This is a genomic window from Maritalea porphyrae (assembly GCF_027213965.1).
GTDB classification, from domain to species: Bacteria; Pseudomonadota; Alphaproteobacteria; order Rhizobiales; family Devosiaceae; genus Maritalea; species Maritalea porphyrae_A.
Genome location: NZ_JAPWGX010000004.1, coordinates 229,170 through 246,157, shown reverse-complemented (window position 1 = coordinate 246,157; position 16,988 = coordinate 229,170). Strand labels below are relative to the sequence as shown.

Genomic DNA, 16,988 nt, shown 5'->3' with positions numbered 1-16,988 from the left:
AAGGGGCGCGATTTCGCGCCTCTTCTCATATTGTTGGAGCACAAATGACCCAGACGGACGCTGACGCACAATTCGATCTTGAATGCCGCAAACTCAACAAAGACTTTAGCGGGTTCAGAGCCGTAAAAGACGTAAGTTTTGGCGTGCCAAAAGGCACATTTTTCTCCATCTTAGGCCCATCAGGTTGTGGCAAAACCACACTTTTGCGCATGATCGCTGGCTTTCAAGAAGCATCAAGCGGCGATTTGCTGATCAAAGGCAATTCAATGATTGGGGTGCCCCCCAACAAGCGACCAGTCTCTATGGTGTTTCAACATCTAGCACTGTTCCCCATGATGGACATCGAAGCAAATGTGGGTTTCGGCCTGCGTCAACGAGGTGTCCCGCGTGAAGAGATAGCCAAACGGGTTGAAACCGTGCTTGCCCGGGTCGGCTTACCCGGTGTTGGATCACGCCAAATCAGCCAGCTTTCTGGCGGTCAAAAACAGCGCGTGGCCATTGCCCGCTGCATGGTTCTAGAACCCGATGTTTTGCTGCTCGATGAACCGCTTGGCGCGCTTGACTTAAAGCTGCGCGAACACATGAAAATTGAGTTGAAAACCTTACAATCAGAGTTCAACACCACCTTTGTTTACATCACCCACGATCAATCTGAGGCGCTTGTGATGAGCGACCAAATTGCGGTGATGAACCATGGTGAATTTGAGCAAGTGGGCAGCGCCCGCGAACTCTACTATGCCCCCAACACCGCATTTGTGGCCGGCTTTGTTGGCGAAGCCAATAAGTTCACGGCAACCGTAGACGCTGCCTTTGGCGACGCGGTAACCTTAGTTACCCAAGACGGTATGGAACTCAAAGGCATCAGCCCAGTCGCCAAAATGCAAAAAGGCGATAAGGCAGAAGTGTTCGTGCGTCCAGAAGCGGTGCGACTTGCAACAGAAGCCGATAAATTTGGCGGCATTGAAAACCTAAACACCGGCATTGTTGAAAACATCCTGTTTAACGGCGCGAACAGCCACATCATTTTACGCGAAGAAAAGTCTGGCGGCGAAATGAATGTCGCTATTCCCCAAACCGGCGAGTTCCGCGATCTGAACAAAGGCGACAAAATATTTATCGGCTGGGAAGCGGCACAAACCCGCTGCTACGCGGCGGGAGCATAAGATGACGCAAGCCCAATCTCGCCTCGGCCTCTATCTGTTGATGACGCCGCTAATGCTCTGGCTTTTGCTCCTGATCATTGTGCCGCATATCGGCATGTTTTTGGTTTCCATCAGCGTTAAAACCGGGGTTCGCCAATATGTGACGGGCCTGGGCAACTATATGGTGTTCTTCACCGAACCCCTATATTGGAACACATTTGCCCGCACCGCCTTTATGTCCATCGCCGCAACGTTCCTGACTTTGGTGGTCGGCTTTCCTGTTGCCTACTACATCGCCAAACTTACCCGTGGCCGCACCAAAACCACTCTGTTTTTGATGTGCCTGATCCCCTTTTGGGTCAGCGAACTTGTGCGCACATTTGGCTGGATGATTTTGCTCCGGGAAACCGGGATATTCTCAAGCTTTCTGCAATATATCGGTGTGCTCTCAGGCCCGGTTGAATTCCTTTATAATGATGCCGCGATCATGATCGGGTTGGTTTACACATCCATGTTGTTCATGGTGGTGCCGCTGGTCACAACCCTTGATAGCCTTGATGATAGCTACATCGAAGCCGCCTACGATTTGGGCGGCAATGGCATTTCAATCTTGCGCGAAATCATCATCCCCCACGCCATGCCCGGCATTGTGTCGGGCTGTATCGTGGTGTTCATGCTTTCGCTTGGCAATTACCTCACGCCCATCCTGCTGGGCGGTAAAGATAGCCTGTGGTTCACGGGCTTGATTTATAGCCAATTCATCACGCGCTTTAACTGGGAGTTGGGTTCCGCCTTTGGCTTCTTGTTGCTAGGTCTATCGTCGGCCATTGTGTGGGCAGGGCTTAAGCTTTCACGCCAATCCTTAACCGATACAGTGGGGCGGTAAAATGATAGCAACGATCCCACAATCCAAAACGTTCAAATGGACATATCGCGTATATGTCACCCTGTTCTTCATCTATTTGGCACTGCCGCTAACAGTTGTTTGCGCGTTCGCCTTCAATGATAGTGTGTTCCCATCCCTTCCTTGGGAAGGGTTCACATGGGCATGGTTCTTTGGTGATGAATCACCGTATATCGGCGTCTTCAACGAACGCTCGATCATAAAGTCGATAGGCACATCACTATTTGTCGCCTTTTGGGTTTCAATGCTCTCGATCGCGGTTGGCACCTCCAACGCATTTCTGTTCGTACGCTACGACTTTAAGTTCAAAGAGTTTTTGTACATTTTGATGCTGTTACCGCTCATCATTCCCGGCATCATTTTGGGCATATCAATTCTGGTGTTCTCCAACACCGTCGCCAACAATTTAGAAGACGCAACGGGCATGTGGTTCGATGGGCTACGCCCCGGTTTACCGCTGGTTATCCTTGGCCAATTCAGCTTTATCGCCACCTTTGCAACGCTGGTTATTTCGGCGCGACTTGAAAAATTCGACCGCTCGCTTGAAGAAGCGGCCCTAAATCTAGGCGCGAGCAAATGGGGCGCTGTCCGTCAGATCACTTTGCCGTTTTTAATGCCCGCCATCGCAGGCGCCGCTGTGGTTGCAATTTTGATGAGCTTTGAAAACTTCAACACAACACTGATGCTCGTTGGCTCCGATGCACCGCTAACCATCACTATGTTTGACCGTTTGAAGCAAGGTTCAACACCAGTGCTCAACGCGGTATCACTGTTGCTGATTGTGGTTTCGGCCCTGTTGGGCATCGCATCGCTCTTGTTTCAAAAGAAAGAGGGCTGACGCTCCTTGCGTCAGCTCACCACCACCCAATTCCAGCTGCCTTCACATTGGGCTTAAGCAACGTCGCAATCCGAGAAAATGCATCCAAGCTTGGATTGCACGGCCACAGATGCAGCAAGCGCAAACCCTGCCGATCTGCTCATTTCTGTCGACATGTAAACCGCACAAAAAAAGCCGATCCAAAACGGATCGGCTTCAAGTTTGTCGTTTAAGGGAAACGACCAGGGATATTGACTAGAAACAAGCTTTCAACAACTGCAACGTGTTTTCGTAATTCATTTCAATGGGGTTACCGCCCGTGCTCGGGTCTTGTAGCGCTGATTTGGTGAGTTGATCCATATCCGGATTTGTCACGCCCAATTCTGTGAGATTTTTTGGAATACCGAGGCTGTCGTTCAATTCGCCAACATAATTGTAGAAACCTTCGTAGCCGCCAGCGATACCAAGATAATTCGCAGCGTCGGTCAATCGACCTTCAACGGCTGAACGGTTGAAGGTCAAAACCGGTTGCATAACCACAGCATTGGTTGTGCCGTGATGGGTGTTGTGCACTGCACCAATCGGATGAGAGAGTGCATGGATCGCGCCCAAGCCTTTTTGAAAGGCGGTTGAGCCCATCGCCGCTGCCGACATCATATGCGAGCGCGCTTCAATGTCTGATCCGTCTGCGTATGCTCGTGGCAAATACTCCTTCACCAACCGCAGACCTTCAAGCGCAATACCTTGGCTCATGGGGTGATAATGGGGCGAACAAAATGCTTCCAAACAATGGGCAAACGCGTCCATGCCGGTACCCGCCGTAATGAACTTAGGCATACCTACTGAAAGCTCGGGATCACAAATCACCACACCAGGAAGGATTTTTGGGTGGAAGATGATCTTCTTCTCATGTGTCACCGAATTGGTGATGATTGAGGCACGGCCAACTTCAGATCCAGTGCCCGCTGTCGTTGGCACCGCAACGATGGGCGCAATGCCATCAACATCAGCGCGCGTCCACCAGTCACCCACATCTTCAAAGTCCCAAAGGGGGCGGGTTTGACCAGACATAAAGGCGATCACTTTACCCAAATCCAGGGCAGAACCACCGCCAAACGCAATAACGCCATCGTGGCCGCCTTCGCGATATTGCTTTAATCCAGCCTCAGCATTCAATTCGCTAGGGTTTGGATCCACATCAGAAAACATCGCACGGCCAAGGCCTGCAGCCTCCAGCAGATCAAGCGTGCTGGTGGTGATCGGCAAATTGGCCAAGCCCTTGTCACTCACGAGCAAGGGTTTTTTGATGCCAACTGCGGCACATGCGTTAGCAATTTCTGAGATGCGACCAGCGCCAAAACGGATCGGGGTCGGATAGTTCCAATTTCCTTGCAACAACATCGTCGTTACGCCTTCTTCAAATGATATGATTTTGGTCGAGTAAGGTTGTGATAGCCAATGACGGACAAACCGCCACCCTTCCCGGTGTTCTTGCACCCTGTCCAGCACAAAGCCGGGTCAAGATAATCGCAGCGGTTCATGAAGATCGTTCCGGTCTCAATCTGATCGCCAACTGCCTGCGCACGCGACACATCTTTGGTCCACAATGATGCGGTTAGGCCAAACTCACTGTCGTTCATCAAGCTGATTGCTTCAGCGTCATCTTTGACCTTCATGATACCAACAACTGGGCCGAAGCTTTCATCCCGCATCACGCGCATTGAATGATCCACATCCACCAGTATTTGCGGCATCAAATAAGCGCCACCATCGTCTTGTGGGAACAGTGCCGGATCAATCAAAGGTTTTGCACCAGCGGCGATCGCTTCCTTGGTTTGCGCGCGCACTTCATCGGCAAAACGCACATGGGCCATAGGGCCAATCGTGGTCTCTTTATCCAGCGGGTTGCCAAGCTTATAGCCTTCAACAATTTTCACAGCCTTTGCCACAAACTCATCGAATAGGTTTTCAGCAACATATATCCGCTCAATGCCGCAACAACATTGGCCCGAGTTGAACATGGCGCCATCGATCAGCGTTTCAACCGCCGCATCAACATCCGCATCATCCATCACATAGCCGGGGTCTTTGCCGCCCAATTCTGTGCCAACGCCGGTGAAGGTGCCGGCAGCGGCACGTTCCATTGCTTGTCCCCCACCAACAGATCCGGTGAAGTTTACAAAACCAAACGAACCTGCCGCAATTAGCGCAGAGGTTGTGCCGTGATCTAAGAACACATTCTGGAACACATCCGCCGGAATGCCCGCTGCGTGAAAGGCTTCGGCCAAACGCTCGCCAACCAATAGTGTTTGCGACGCATGCTTGAGCAAAACACTATTGCCCGCAATCAATGCCGGAGCGACAGTGTTAATCGCTGTCATATAGGGATAATTCCAAGGCGCAACCACCAACACAACGCCATGCGGCACGCGTTTGATATAGCGATTAAACTCACCACTATCTTCAACCACGATCGGAGCCAATGCGTCTTCTGCTATGTCTGCCATATGCGAGGCACGTTGGTTAAAACCACCAAACTCGCCACCATAACGTACAGGGCGACCCATCTGCCAAGCTAACTCTTCTACAATCTTCTCGTTCATCTGACCGACTTTTTCAACGCCGGCCCGCACCAACGCAATCCGCTCATTCAGAGGACGGGCGGCCCACGCCACCTGCGCCGACTTTGCGCGCTCAACTGCTGCTGTTGCATCGACTTCGCTCAGCGTTTCGCGCTCAGCATAAAGGGACCCGTCAATGGGTGAGATACATTTCACACTATCTGTCATTCTTAAGCTCTTTCAAATCCCCGGGCGATTTCATAATCGGTTACAACCCGGTCAAATTCTTCCTGCTCCCAATTCGCCGCATGGACATAGTGGGCAACAACTTCTTCGCCAAACGCCTGTTTCAGCATATCCGAATTCCCCAGAGTCACCGCAGCATCACGCAGCGTTTGCGGAATCTCACGGGCGTCTTTATCGGCATAAACGTCACCCGTTGATGGGGCAGCCAATTCCAGCTTTTCTTCCAACCCTTTAATGCCTGCGGCCAATTGAACAGCCAGCGCAAGATGTGGATTAAGATCAGAACCGCCAATGCGGCACTCAACGCGCACAGCCTTGGTGCCATCGCCACAAAGCCTAAAGCCCGCCGTGCGATTATCCACCGACCACACCGTTTTGGTTGGCGCAAAAGTGCCTTTTTGGAAACGTTTGTAGCTATTGATGTATGGCGCAAGGAAATAGGTATAATCAGGCGCATAATGGATAAGCCCAGCCATATAATGCCGCATCATCTCCGACATGCCCAATTCAGCGTCAGGATCAAAAAATGCGTTTTTCCCGTCTTTCCAAAGCGATTGGTGCACATGGGATGAGCTGCCGACACGATCCCTATGCCATTTGGGCAAAAACGTTACAGACCGCCCTTGTTGCCAAGCGATTTCTTTGGTCGCATGTTTGGCAATCGTGTGGTTGTCCGCGCAATCCAATGCCGCAGCGTAGCGGATATTCAATTCTTCTTGACCCGCTTCGGCTTCGCCCTTCGAATTTTCAATGGGGATCCCAGCAGCATAAAGATGGTTGCGCAAGGGGCGCATCACACCCTCTTCTTTAGTGGTCTGCAAAATATGATAATCTTCGTTGTATCCGCTGATCGGATCTAAATCGCGAAACCCAGATTTTCGCACTTCGTCAAAGCTCTTTTCAAACAAAAAGAACTCCAGCTCTGTGGCCATCATCGCATCAAAACCCAATTCGGTCAGGCGAGCGATTTGTTTCTTAAGCATCGCACGTGGCGAATGGGGCACTTCCTTGTGGGTTTTATGGTCAAGCACATCGCATAAAACCATTACGGTGCCATCAAGCCAAGGCACAGGCCGCAACGTGGTCAAATCAGGCTTCATTACATAGTCGCCATAACCAGTCTGCCAGCTCGTCGAAGCATACCCTTCAACCGTGTACATTTCTAAATCTGTCGCCAGCAAATAGGTGCAGCAATGGGTTTCTTCCCATGCGCTATCCACAAAATGCTGAGCGTGAAAACGTTTACCCATCAGACGACCCTGCATATCGGGGAAGGTCACCAAAACGGTGTCCACTTCGCCGCGTTGCACTTGGCTCTTTAGGTCTTCAAAAGAGAGATTTCCCGGCATAGACGTCGTCCAATTTAAATTCAGTTGTCAAAAATGTCTCGGAACAGCCCTAAGGCCATCCCGAGACCAGTTATATTAGCTGTAACGGTACGGACGGCCAGCTTTTTGCATGTCCGCATTGTACTTTTTGAAGATGTTCACAACTTCTGCTTTGGTTTCAGATTCCGCAGCGATTTCATCCCAGAATTTATGCGCAGCATTTTCAACTGTTGCCCATTCTTCATCAGGAATTGAAGTTAGTTCCATCTTAGGTCCATTGACCCGCAGTGAAGCCTCACCACCCCAATACCACCACTGACGGTAGTAGTGTGAGCTGTCCATAGCGAACTGAAGCAACTCTTTAAGGTGTGGTGGCAGCTCGTTGTAGCGGTCCATATTGGCAAAGAATGACCCAGCCCAAGCACCAGAAATATTGTTGGTGAGGAAGTAGTTGGTCACATCGGCCCAGCCAACAGTGTAATCTTCTGTAATGCCTGACCACGCAATGCCATCGAGTTCGCCGGTCTGCACTGCAACTTCAATGTCTTCCCATGGCAGTGTTACGGGAACAACACCGAACTGGCTCAAGAAACGACCAGCTGTTGGGAATGTGAACACGCGTTTGCCTTTAAGATCGGCAAGGGAACGAATTGGGTCTTTGGTTGCAAAGTGACATGGATCCCATGCACCAGCAGACAAATGTTTAACACCAACTTTGGAGTATTCGCGGTCCCAGATTTCATTCAAACCATATTGGTTGAACAATACTGGCACATCAAGCGAATAGCGGCTTGCGAATGGGAAGTACCCACCAAACACCGTTACCTCGGTTGGCGATGCCATTGAATCATCATCTGACTGCACGGCATCAATTGTGCCCTTTTGCATGGCACGGAACAACTCGCCAGTTGGCACCAACTGATCAGCATAGAACAGTTCGATTTCCATTTCATCGCCAGCAATTTTGTTAAAGCTGTCGATGGCTGGCTTAATCACATGCTCGCCCAACGCTGAGCCCGCATATGTTTGCATCCGCCAACGGATTTTGGATTGGGCAATCGCCGGAGTGGCAAGTACCGCGGCCGGGGCCAGTGCAGCGCCGGTCAAAAACTTACGTCTAGTCGTCATTTCCTTCTCCTTGTGTATAGCGTTTCTTGCCCAATTTTCTTGGATCTTTTTGTGGATTTATTTTCCGTAAACTGTGTTGGGTAACCAGAGCGCAATCTGCGGAAATAGGGTTATGAGCGTCAGCGCAAAGAGCATCACCAATACGAACGGCAAAATGGAGCCGTAAATATCTTTGAGAGTGATCTCTGGCGGCGCCATCGCGCGCATCAGGAATAGATTGTAGCCAAATGGCGGCGTCATATAAGCAATCTGCGTGGTAATCGTATAAAGAACGCCATACCAAATCAGATCAAAACCAAGCGCGTGGACAAGTGGCACGTAGAGCGGGGCCACAATGACCAACATCGCGGTATCATCAAGAAACGTGCCCATGATCAAAAACGAAAGCTGCATCAAAATCAGGATGACCCATGGGTTCAGTCCCAATTGATCAGTGAACAGATTGTCGATTGCACGCACTGCACCTAAACCATCAAACACGGCTCCAAAACCAAGTGCCGCAAGAATGATCCACATGAACATGCACGAGATCAGAAGTGTTTGGCGCACAGAGACTTCGAACACTTTGCGGTTCATCCGGCCCTTAAGGACAGCAGCCACAAAGGCAGTCATCGCGCCAATTGCTGAGCTTTCAACAAGGCTGGTCCAACCGTTGATGAAAGGCACCATCATGGCTGCAAAAATCGTAAGTGGCAGAATGCCCGCACCAAGCAAACGAAGCTTTTCGCCAGTTGGCACATTACGTTCTTCTTTTGGCAACACCGGCCCGAGTTCAGGTTGGATTTTGCAGCGGATATAGATGTAAAGAATAAACAGTGCGGCCATCAAAAGCCCAGGGAACACCCCGGCGAGCCACAGCTGGCCAACAGGTTGGCGCGCGATCATTGCGTACAGCACAAGCACCACTGATGGCGGCACCAAAATCCCAAGCGAAGACCCCGCTTGAATAACCCCCGTGACCATGCGTTTGTCGTAGCCTCGGCGCAGCAATTCTGGCAGAGCGATCGTTGCACCGATGGCCATGCCAGCAACAGACAAGCCGTTCATGGCAGAAACCAAAACCATCAACCCGATAGTGCCGATGGCCAAGCCACCATGTACCGGACCCATCCAAACGTGAAACATCTTATAAAGATCGTCCGCGATCTTGCTCTCAGACAAGATGTAGCCCATGAAAATAAACATGGGCAGCGTCAAAAGTGGGTACCATTTCATCAGCTTCATGGCGGATGAAAACGGAATATCAGAACCACCAGTTCCCCAAAGGAAAATGGCAGCGACAGCCGCGACCGCGCCAATGGCGGCAAAAACACGTTGTCCGGTAAACATCATCAACATCATCGATGCAAACATGAAGAGTGCGATCATTTCATAAGACATTTACAGGTCCACCCCTTTGAGTGTGGCAATGTCTTTGAACAACTCAGAGATCGATTGCAAAAGCATCATAAAGATGCCGAAACACATGATTACTTTGATTGGCCACAAGTAAGGTCGCCAAGCCGTTGGGCTGCGCTCACCATATTGGAAGGAGTAGCTGGTGCTGTCATAGGCCCCGTACAACATGACCCCGAGATAAAAGATCAAAAACAGCACCGTGATCGCGTCGATCTGCGCTTTCTTTTTGTCTGACCATGCCCCGTAAAACAGGTCCATACGCACATGTGAGCCTTGCTGCATGGAATATGGTCCACCCAACACGTAGTAAGCGACCATCGCAAACTGCGCGATTTCCAACGTCCACAAAGACGGCAAAAAGAATGTTTTGGAAATAGACGACCACAAGAGGATCGCGACCATCACAAAAATGAAATACATCATGATCCGGCCCATTCGGTAATTGACCGCATCAACTATTCGGACATATTTGCCCATAAAAGACAGCACTAGTTTCCCCCCCCGCTGCTGATTGCATCAAGCGTTGCAAGGGAGTGATTGAGCATGTCGCACAAAAGCTTTGCGATATCTTTTTGTTGCTCTGGAGTGGCAATTAAATCATTGCGCACCTCAATCATAACGTTAAGAAGCCCGTTTTCCATCCCTTGAGCCTTCAGCGTATAGGTGACGCCATCTTCAGGTCCATAGGGCTTGTTCCGTTCAATTCTCAAATTTGTAAATTTGGCAGCGGCGTCCAGCATTGCGTCAGCCAATCTGCTGTCCGTGTCGTGCAAAATGCCAATATCTGTATCCCGTTTTTCGCCGTTATAAATTGGCGTAAAACTGTGCAGGGTCACCAATACGCGGGCCTTTTGGCTCCAGCGGATCGTCTTGGCCAACATTTCGGTGAAGGGCACAAAACATTGATCCACACGATGCTGATACTGTTCTGGAGACAGGTGAGCATTTCCTGGCACGTCAAATATCTCGCTGCGTGCAGGCACCGCATCAACTGCGTGCGGCGGGCGATTACAATCATAAACCAATCGCGACACACGTCCCACAACAGCTTGTGCGTTCAGCATCTCGCACAAATGTTGGGTCACCCCAAGCGCACCTGGGTCCCATGCAATATGGCTTTTTTGCACGTCCTCGGTCAGACCAAGATCGGCATACTCGGCTGGGATAAAGTTTGATGCATGCTCACAAATCAACAGAACAGGCGAAACGCCGCTTTGGTTGAGCAACTCAACAGCGGCGAATTTTTCACTCTGCATTTTTGACTGTTCTGTAGAAATATTCACAACCCCTCCCGTTTTGTACATATTTCTTCAGAATGGATCGGCCTGTCAATATCATTTCTGAAACTTTTTCTTCATATTTGCTCAAATTGTTGGTAAACCGAGACAAATTGGAGACTTAACATTGTCCGAAAACGCCAGCACCGTTGCGGAATTACTGCAAAGCAATTTTGACAACCTCACCCGCGCCGAGCGGCAATTGTCGCATTCATTGATGGAAAATTATCCCGTCTCGGGCCTCGGCTCGATCACGACCGTTGCCCAAAACGCAAGCGTTTCCACGCCCACGGTGGCCCGCATGGTGCAGAAGATCGGTTTTAAAGGATTCCCAGAATTCCAAGCCGCCCTGCGCAAGGAAGTTGAAGCCACAATTTCTGACCCGATCGCCAAACACGAGACATGGGCAGATCAGGCGCCGAACGAACATATCGTCAATAAATTCACCGAAGCGGTGATCGACAATATCCGCCACTCGCTTGGGCAACTGGATATCGATACGTTCGAAAAGTCCTGTGAACTGATGGCGGACACTAACCGCTCGTTGTTTATCGTTGGCGGCCGGATCACCCGTGCGATGGCCGATTACTTCTTCCTTCACATGCAAGTCTTGCGCAAAGACGTTACCCATATCCAGTCAATTTCGAACGCATGGCCACACTATCTGTTGGACATCAAGAAAGACGATGTGGTTGTCATTTTCGACGTGCGTCGATATGAGAACTCGACCCTAAAACTTGCCGAAATGGCCGCCGAAGCCGGTGCAAAAATCATCCTGTTTACCGATCAATGGTTGTCGCCGATCAGCAAATTGGCCCATCATACATTCAGTCTAAAAATCGTTGTGCCTTCGGCGTGGGATAGTTCTGTCACCACAATGCTGTTGGTGGAAACCATCATCGCTGACGTGCAAAAACGCACTTGGCCTGAAACTCGCGAGCGTATGGAAGAACTTGAAGTGATGTTTGATCGCACCCGCTTCTTTAGAAAATTCACATAAGAAAACCCGAGCCACCAATTGCGCACATTGCGTGTATGTGGCACCACCACGCCCATGACAAAAAAGCAGATTGCAATCATTGGCGCCGGTCCCGCGGGATTGGCAGCGGCCCAAGCCCTCTCGGGGCTCGGGCACGACATTACCATTTACGAAGCAATGCCAACGCCGGCGCGCAAGTTTTTGTGGGCCGGAAAATCAGGGCTCAACATCACCCATGCTGAGCAATTTGAAACATTCCAAACCCGGTTCGGTGCCGCAAATGCGCGCCTTTCCACAGCACTCGAACAATTCACACCAGATCACATTCGAGCGTGGGCCACACAACTGGGTGTTGAGACATTCATAGGTTCTTCGGGTCGCGTTTTTCCCAAAGCAATGAAGGCGTCTCCGCTATTGCGCGCTTGGCTTGCAGAGCTTGAAGCGGCGGGTGTGCAGCTGAAAACCCGCCACAAATGGTGTGGATTTGACGGTGATCAGCTCATGTTCGAAACGCAGGACGGCACAATCAACATAAAACCTGACGCTGTGATTTTGGCGCTTGGTGGTGCATCCTATCAACGGCTTGGCTCAACGGCTGAATGGGAAAAGCACCTCACCAAGAACAACGTCACCATTGCCCCGCTTCAACCTGCAAACTGTGGATTTGACGTGCAATGGAGTGAATTTTTAGTAGAAAAATTTGCGGGCGCACCGGTTAAAACAGTTGAGATCACATTGGGTGACAAAAAAACCAAAGGTGAATTTGTCATTAGCAAAAGCGGTGTCGAAGGCAGCTTGATTTATGCCTTTTCCGCCCAATTGCGCGATCAGCTAGAGACCAATAATCAAGCCACATTGCAGCTTGATCTGGTGCCGGGCAAAACAGCTGAACAGATCGCCGATGCGCTTGCCCGCCAAAACCCAAAACACAGCCTTTCAAATAGATTGCGCAAGGGCGCAAAATTGACCGGGGTGAAAGCGGCACTCGTGCGCGAACTCTACCCAGAAGCAAACAAAGCCACACCAGAAGAGTTGGGGCAGCGCCTTAAAGCGCTAGAATTGCCGCTTTTGCGCACCCGACCAATCGATGAAGCCATTTCAACCGCGGGTGGCGTCGCTTGGGACCAAATTGACGAAAATTATATGCTCAAGCAGATGCCTGGCGTATTCGTTGCGGGGGAAATGATTGATTGGGAAGCCCCCACCGGCGGCTATTTGATCACCGCATGTTTAGCAACCGGCCGCGCAGCAGGCGCAGGCGCCAAGAATTGGCTCACCCAAACAAACGATCTGTGAGCAACTGCCACATTGCCCTTTAGCGCCCTCGTGGCATTCACATTTTTGCTGCTAAGTTCAGCTCGCAGGTTGGAGAAAATGCATGGACCATTCAAACTACGTCATCGATCAAATGATTTCGGCCAAATCGATTGCGGCCCGCGTTGAAGATTTGGCGGCGGAAATCTCTGAGAAATTTGCTGATACCGACAAATTGATCGTTGTGGGGCTTCTGCGCGGCTCTTTTGTGTTCATCTCTGATCTGGTGCGTGAATTGGAACTACCCGTTGAAGTCGACTTTCTTGAAGCATCCTCTTATGGCAACAGCACAGAATCCTCTCGTGAAGTGCGCATTCTAAAAGATCTGCGCGGGGAAATTGAAGGTCGCGACGTTTTGGTGGTCGAGGACATCGTTGACACAGGGTACACCCTGACCCATGTGACCAACCTTTTAAAGTCCCGCAATCCCAAGCGACTTGAGGTGTGTGCCTTGCTCGACAAACCTTCGCGCCGCGAAGTCGACATCAAAGCCACATGGACTGGCTTTGAAATTCCCGATGAATTCGTGGTTGGTTACGGCATTGATTACGCGCAGCGCAACCGCAATTTGCCTTACATTGGCAAGGTGCGCTTCCTTTCAGAATAAGGGCCGTCCTGTGGTGTTCTTTTGAACGCCGAACGAAACCTTTGCGCTTGCTTACAAATCAATTTCAATTTCTGCGCCAGGTGCCGCTGCACGCGACTGACAAAGAATGATTGAGTTCTCTTTTTGCTTTTTCGACAAAACAAAGTCTCGGTGTTCAACCTCACCCGAAATCAAACCGCATTTGCACACTCCGCAAATGCCATCCGAACATTTCACATCAATATGAATACCGTTTTCGGCCAAAACATCAGTTGCAGTTTTGTCCGCAGGCACCTGCAAGACCTTTCCCGATTGCGCAAGTTTTAGCGCAAAAGGGTGATTTTGATATTCAGGCAACTCTGGCACATTGAAATATTCAATATGTCGTTCATCGTCAGTAAAACCCTGTCGCTCTGCTGCCTCCATTACAGACTGCATGTACCGCTCTGGCCCACAGGTATAAACATGACAACCATCCTCATATGCGCCAAGCACCGCGTTCAAATCCGCGCGACTGCCCTCATCGCTAAAGTGCAAATGAACCCTATCGGCCCATTCAAATCTAGATAGGTCGTCTAAAAACCCAGCACTCGCCCGCGACGAACAAGAGTAATGCATCGAAAAATCGGCGCCGATTGCATGCAATCGATGTGCCATCGCGATCATGGGGGTAATGCCGATACCGCCCCCCATCAGAAACGTCTTTTTAGCATCTTCTTCCAATGAAAAATGATTGATTGGCTTGGAAATGAAAACCTTGCGCCCCAACGTGAAAATCCGATGTAAGAGCTGCGAGCCACCGCGCCCCTGATCTTCCCGCAACACACCAATTTGGTACGTTGACCGGTCGGCCGGATCTCCGCTCATCGAGTATTGGCGCAAGAATTCCGGCGCCACCACAATGTCCAAATGCGCCCCGGCTGTCCATTCAGGCAAATCTTCGCCAATGATCGAAGAAAACTCGTACTTCGTTACACCCTCGCTCATTGGCTCAACTTTGGTGATCTCAACGCGCACCACTGGGGCATCGCCCTCAATCTTATATTCGTGCGCCAAGCCCTCTGTTTCACCGATCGCAAGTTTGGCTTTATATTGATCAGCAGTAATCATCGCCTGATAAGCTTCGATGCCTTTTTCTCTATCCATAGGAAATGGGAAAGGCCAAGGGTGCGGCGCCAAGTTCGCCGGATAGACCGCTAAGGTCTGATCCTCAAACTTCAGGTCCAAATCCTTTTGCAAATCACGTTCATTGACCTTGTGCTGGGTTGGGCGATAGGCACCATCGTCCGATAATTCGAGATCCCACCACCATTTCTTGACGAGGTTTCGTTCACCATTTCCCACCACATCATCAAGCTTTGCCAAAATGGGTGCGGCTTTGGGCACATTCATCGCCGCCCACCTGAAGGGCGCTTCAGCAAAAATGCCTTCCAAATTCCACGGGCAAGTTTTCATGCACCTTCCGCACATCGCCCCCCCTTCGTTGGTAATGCGATAGGTGGTGCATTTTTGGCTGTCAGACTTCCAAATCTCATAGCCGTTGAACATTAACTTCGGACCCGCGGTAATCGCACCCGAAGGGCATTCGCGGGCACATTTGTTGCAGCTTTCACAAAACTGCTGCAAACCGAAAGAAATCGGTTTGTCATGCGCCATCGGCATGTCGGTGGTCACCACACCCGACTTTAGGCGTGGCCCAAGAAATGGGTTCAGAATCACCTCCCCGATACGGCTCACTTCGCCAAGCCCAGACAACAGCAAAAGCGGTGGTTGCAACACCTCACCGTCCATCACCGTATGGGCTTTGGCCTTATAGCCAAGGCGTCTGATTTGTTTGGCAACAATGCTTCCAAATATTGAAAACCGGAGGTAAGCGCGCATAGATTGGGAAACAGCGATCCAATCATCGCCCGACGCCCCTTCCATGGTTTCATACCCCTGATCAATCACCATCGAAATTGCTTGATCATGGGGCGGCACAATCGGCTCACCCGTCGCATCGTGCGAATACCAAGTCCAATCTGGGCAACGCGAAATGCCCACCGCATCCACGCCCAAAAAATGGGACATGGCTTTGATGTTTTCAGCGTTGGTGTGCGGATCATTTGTTGCAGCCGATGCCTTGGCTTCTTGCCCCCCATCCTGCAGCAAAACGAAAGCGCCGAGCCCGCGCCGTTGCGCCATAGAAGGTGCAGATTTGCGCACATATTGACCATTGCGCGACGCCTGCTGGTTTTTGGGTCCCATATCGCCAAACAAAGAACGCGCAAACATATCGGTCCGTTTTGGCACCCTAGGCACGCGATCTTCATCAATATAAGTTGTTGGGCTATCTATCCGCTTGAGCGTTTCAAACGGATGCGCCCCATCAACAAACCGTCTGTTTTTATAAGGGTCAATATTTTGCGCACTTTTTGCAGTGCCTGCCCCCAATTGCCAAGCAATGCCATGGGTTTTAGATTTCGGCTGCACATCAAATGGAACCAATGGCAAGTCATGAGCAAATTCAAACTCAGTCGTAACTGCCGCTATGGAGAAGCGCGTACCAAGATATGGGTTGAACAGCTCACCATTTTCGACCGTCGCCAAACCCGAAGCAACAGCCAAATGATTAAGGTCTACGTCTGAGGTGGAATGGCTGTGCGCCCGCGCTTCATGGCCCAACAAACGAATATATTGGGCAATCACGACAGCGGCTTCCATAGCTCTTAATGCTGAGCGGTGGTGATTTGCGCCGCTAAGCCAATCATAGCCAGGTTCGTCTTTTCTTGCGTCACGCGGTTGCTCCACCAAAAACACGAATGCGTGCTTATGCCCATGCATATGCTTTGGCGGCGCATTCATTGCGTCACGCAAATCCGCCATAATCATATCGACCCCAGAGGCTAACGATTTAGTCTGCTGCGTGCGCAATTTGTGCGCCAGATCATCAATATTGGGATTTCTAAATGGCTGATCCAAAATCATTTCTGGGCGAAGGGCGCAGCTCGCAGCCATCGAAACATCGGAAAAATAGCCAAAAGCTTTCAAATGGTTCTGCCGCTCCACTAAATCATCCGACACCTGCGCCACGGCCCTATTGATTAAGCCGTCACGAATAGCGTCAAGCATTGCCTGAGCCTCACTCATGGCGTTCACAATATTTTGCGGGGATTTTTGATTATCAAAACTCAACTGCTCAAATGCAGGTGTGTTCACATAGTCAAACGCGCCATCTTCGCGGCGTATCAACCGCTCAAGCGGATAAGGCCCCAAGTGGACGGGTCGATTTTTATCAGAAAAAAGTTTCACAGTTCCCCAAGCCGAGT

At 50.5% G+C, this 16,988-nt stretch carries 14 protein-coding genes; 6 read left to right on the top strand and 8 right to left on the bottom strand.

Going from position 1 to position 16,988, the window contains the following annotated elements; translation table 11 throughout:
• Window positions 1-44: 44 nt before the first annotated feature.
• Genes O4H47_RS14035 through O4H47_RS14025 form a run of 3 tightly spaced genes read left to right on the top strand, consistent with a single transcriptional unit; the run spans window position 45 to window position 2,884 of the window.
• Window positions 45-1,163, top strand: a complete 1,119-nt coding sequence (locus O4H47_RS14035; protein WP_269394629.1) for an ABC transporter ATP-binding protein — start codon at window positions 45-47, stop codon at window positions 1,161-1,163.
• A gap of 1 nt (window position 1,164) precedes the next feature.
• Window positions 1,165-2,028 carry an ABC transporter permease gene (locus O4H47_RS14030; protein ID WP_269394628.1) on the top strand — a complete coding sequence of 288 codons (864 nt, stop codon included), beginning with the start codon at window positions 1,165-1,167 and terminating at the stop codon, window positions 2,026-2,028.
• Window position 2,029: 1 nt separating this feature from the next.
• Complete coding sequence (locus tag O4H47_RS14025; RefSeq protein ID WP_269394627.1) at window positions 2,030-2,884, top strand: ABC transporter permease; 855 nt, start codon at window positions 2,030-2,032, stop codon at window positions 2,882-2,884.
• A 234-nt stretch (window positions 2,885-3,118) separates the two neighbouring features.
• On the opposite strand, the gene O4H47_RS14020 is transcribed toward O4H47_RS14025, so the two are convergent.
• The 7 genes from O4H47_RS14020 to O4H47_RS13990 all read right to left on the bottom strand — a co-directional run bounded on the left by O4H47_RS14020 (window position 3,119) and on the right by O4H47_RS13990 (window position 10,807).
• Window positions 3,119-4,264 (bottom strand): iron-containing alcohol dehydrogenase, encoded by a 1,146-nt coding sequence (locus O4H47_RS14020; protein WP_269394626.1) that lies wholly within the window; start codon window positions 4,262-4,264, stop codon window positions 3,119-3,121.
• Window positions 4,265-4,269: 5 nt separating this feature from the next.
• The gene (locus O4H47_RS14015; protein ID WP_269394625.1) at window positions 4,270-5,652 is read right to left on the bottom strand and encodes an aldehyde dehydrogenase family protein; all 1,383 of its coding nucleotides are present in this window, start codon (window positions 5,650-5,652) and stop codon (window positions 4,270-4,272) included.
• Window positions 5,653-5,654: 2 nt separating this feature from the next.
• Window positions 5,655-7,019: a glutamine synthetase family protein gene (locus O4H47_RS14010; protein ID WP_269394624.1), complete on the bottom strand. Its 1,365-nt coding sequence runs from the start codon at window positions 7,017-7,019 to the stop codon at window positions 5,655-5,657.
• Window positions 7,020-7,094: 75 nt separating this feature from the next.
• Window positions 7,095-8,126 carry a TRAP transporter substrate-binding protein gene (locus O4H47_RS14005; RefSeq protein ID WP_269394623.1) on the bottom strand — a complete coding sequence of 344 codons (1,032 nt, stop codon included), beginning with the start codon at window positions 8,124-8,126 and terminating at the stop codon, window positions 7,095-7,097.
• A 57-nt stretch (window positions 8,127-8,183) separates the two neighbouring features.
• Window positions 8,184-9,506, bottom strand: a complete 1,323-nt coding sequence (locus O4H47_RS14000) for a TRAP transporter large permease (protein ID WP_269394622.1) — start codon at window positions 9,504-9,506, stop codon at window positions 8,184-8,186.
• Window positions 9,507-10,010: a TRAP transporter small permease subunit gene (locus O4H47_RS13995; protein WP_419719635.1), complete on the bottom strand. Its 504-nt coding sequence runs from the start codon at window positions 10,008-10,010 to the stop codon at window positions 9,507-9,509.
• A gap of 2 nt (window positions 10,011-10,012) precedes the next feature.
• Window positions 10,013-10,807: an N-formylglutamate amidohydrolase gene (locus O4H47_RS13990; RefSeq protein WP_269394621.1), complete on the bottom strand. Its 795-nt coding sequence runs from the start codon at window positions 10,805-10,807 to the stop codon at window positions 10,013-10,015.
• Between the two features lie 121 nt (window positions 10,808-10,928).
• Here O4H47_RS13990 and O4H47_RS13985 point away from each other — a divergent pair, with 121 nt between their 5' ends.
• The 3 genes from O4H47_RS13985 (at window position 10,929) to hpt (ending at window position 13,701) form a co-directional block, all read left to right on the top strand.
• Window positions 10,929-11,801 (top strand): MurR/RpiR family transcriptional regulator, encoded by an 873-nt coding sequence (locus tag O4H47_RS13985; protein WP_269394620.1) that lies wholly within the window; start codon window positions 10,929-10,931, stop codon window positions 11,799-11,801.
• 54 nt (window positions 11,802-11,855) lie between these two features.
• The gene (locus O4H47_RS13980; RefSeq protein WP_269394619.1) at window positions 11,856-13,076 is read left to right on the top strand and encodes a TIGR03862 family flavoprotein; all 1,221 of its coding nucleotides are present in this window, start codon (window positions 11,856-11,858) and stop codon (window positions 13,074-13,076) included.
• A gap of 82 nt (window positions 13,077-13,158) precedes the next feature.
• Window positions 13,159-13,701, top strand: a complete 543-nt coding sequence (gene hpt, locus O4H47_RS13975; protein WP_331283684.1) for a hypoxanthine phosphoribosyltransferase — start codon at window positions 13,159-13,161, stop codon at window positions 13,699-13,701.
• A 51-nt stretch (window positions 13,702-13,752) separates the two neighbouring features.
• On the opposite strand, the gene O4H47_RS13970 is transcribed toward hpt, so the two are convergent.
• Window positions 13,753-16,971: a reductive dehalogenase gene (locus tag O4H47_RS13970; RefSeq protein WP_269394618.1), complete on the bottom strand. Its 3,219-nt coding sequence runs from the start codon at window positions 16,969-16,971 to the stop codon at window positions 13,753-13,755.
• Window positions 16,972-16,988 lie beyond the last annotated feature (17 nt).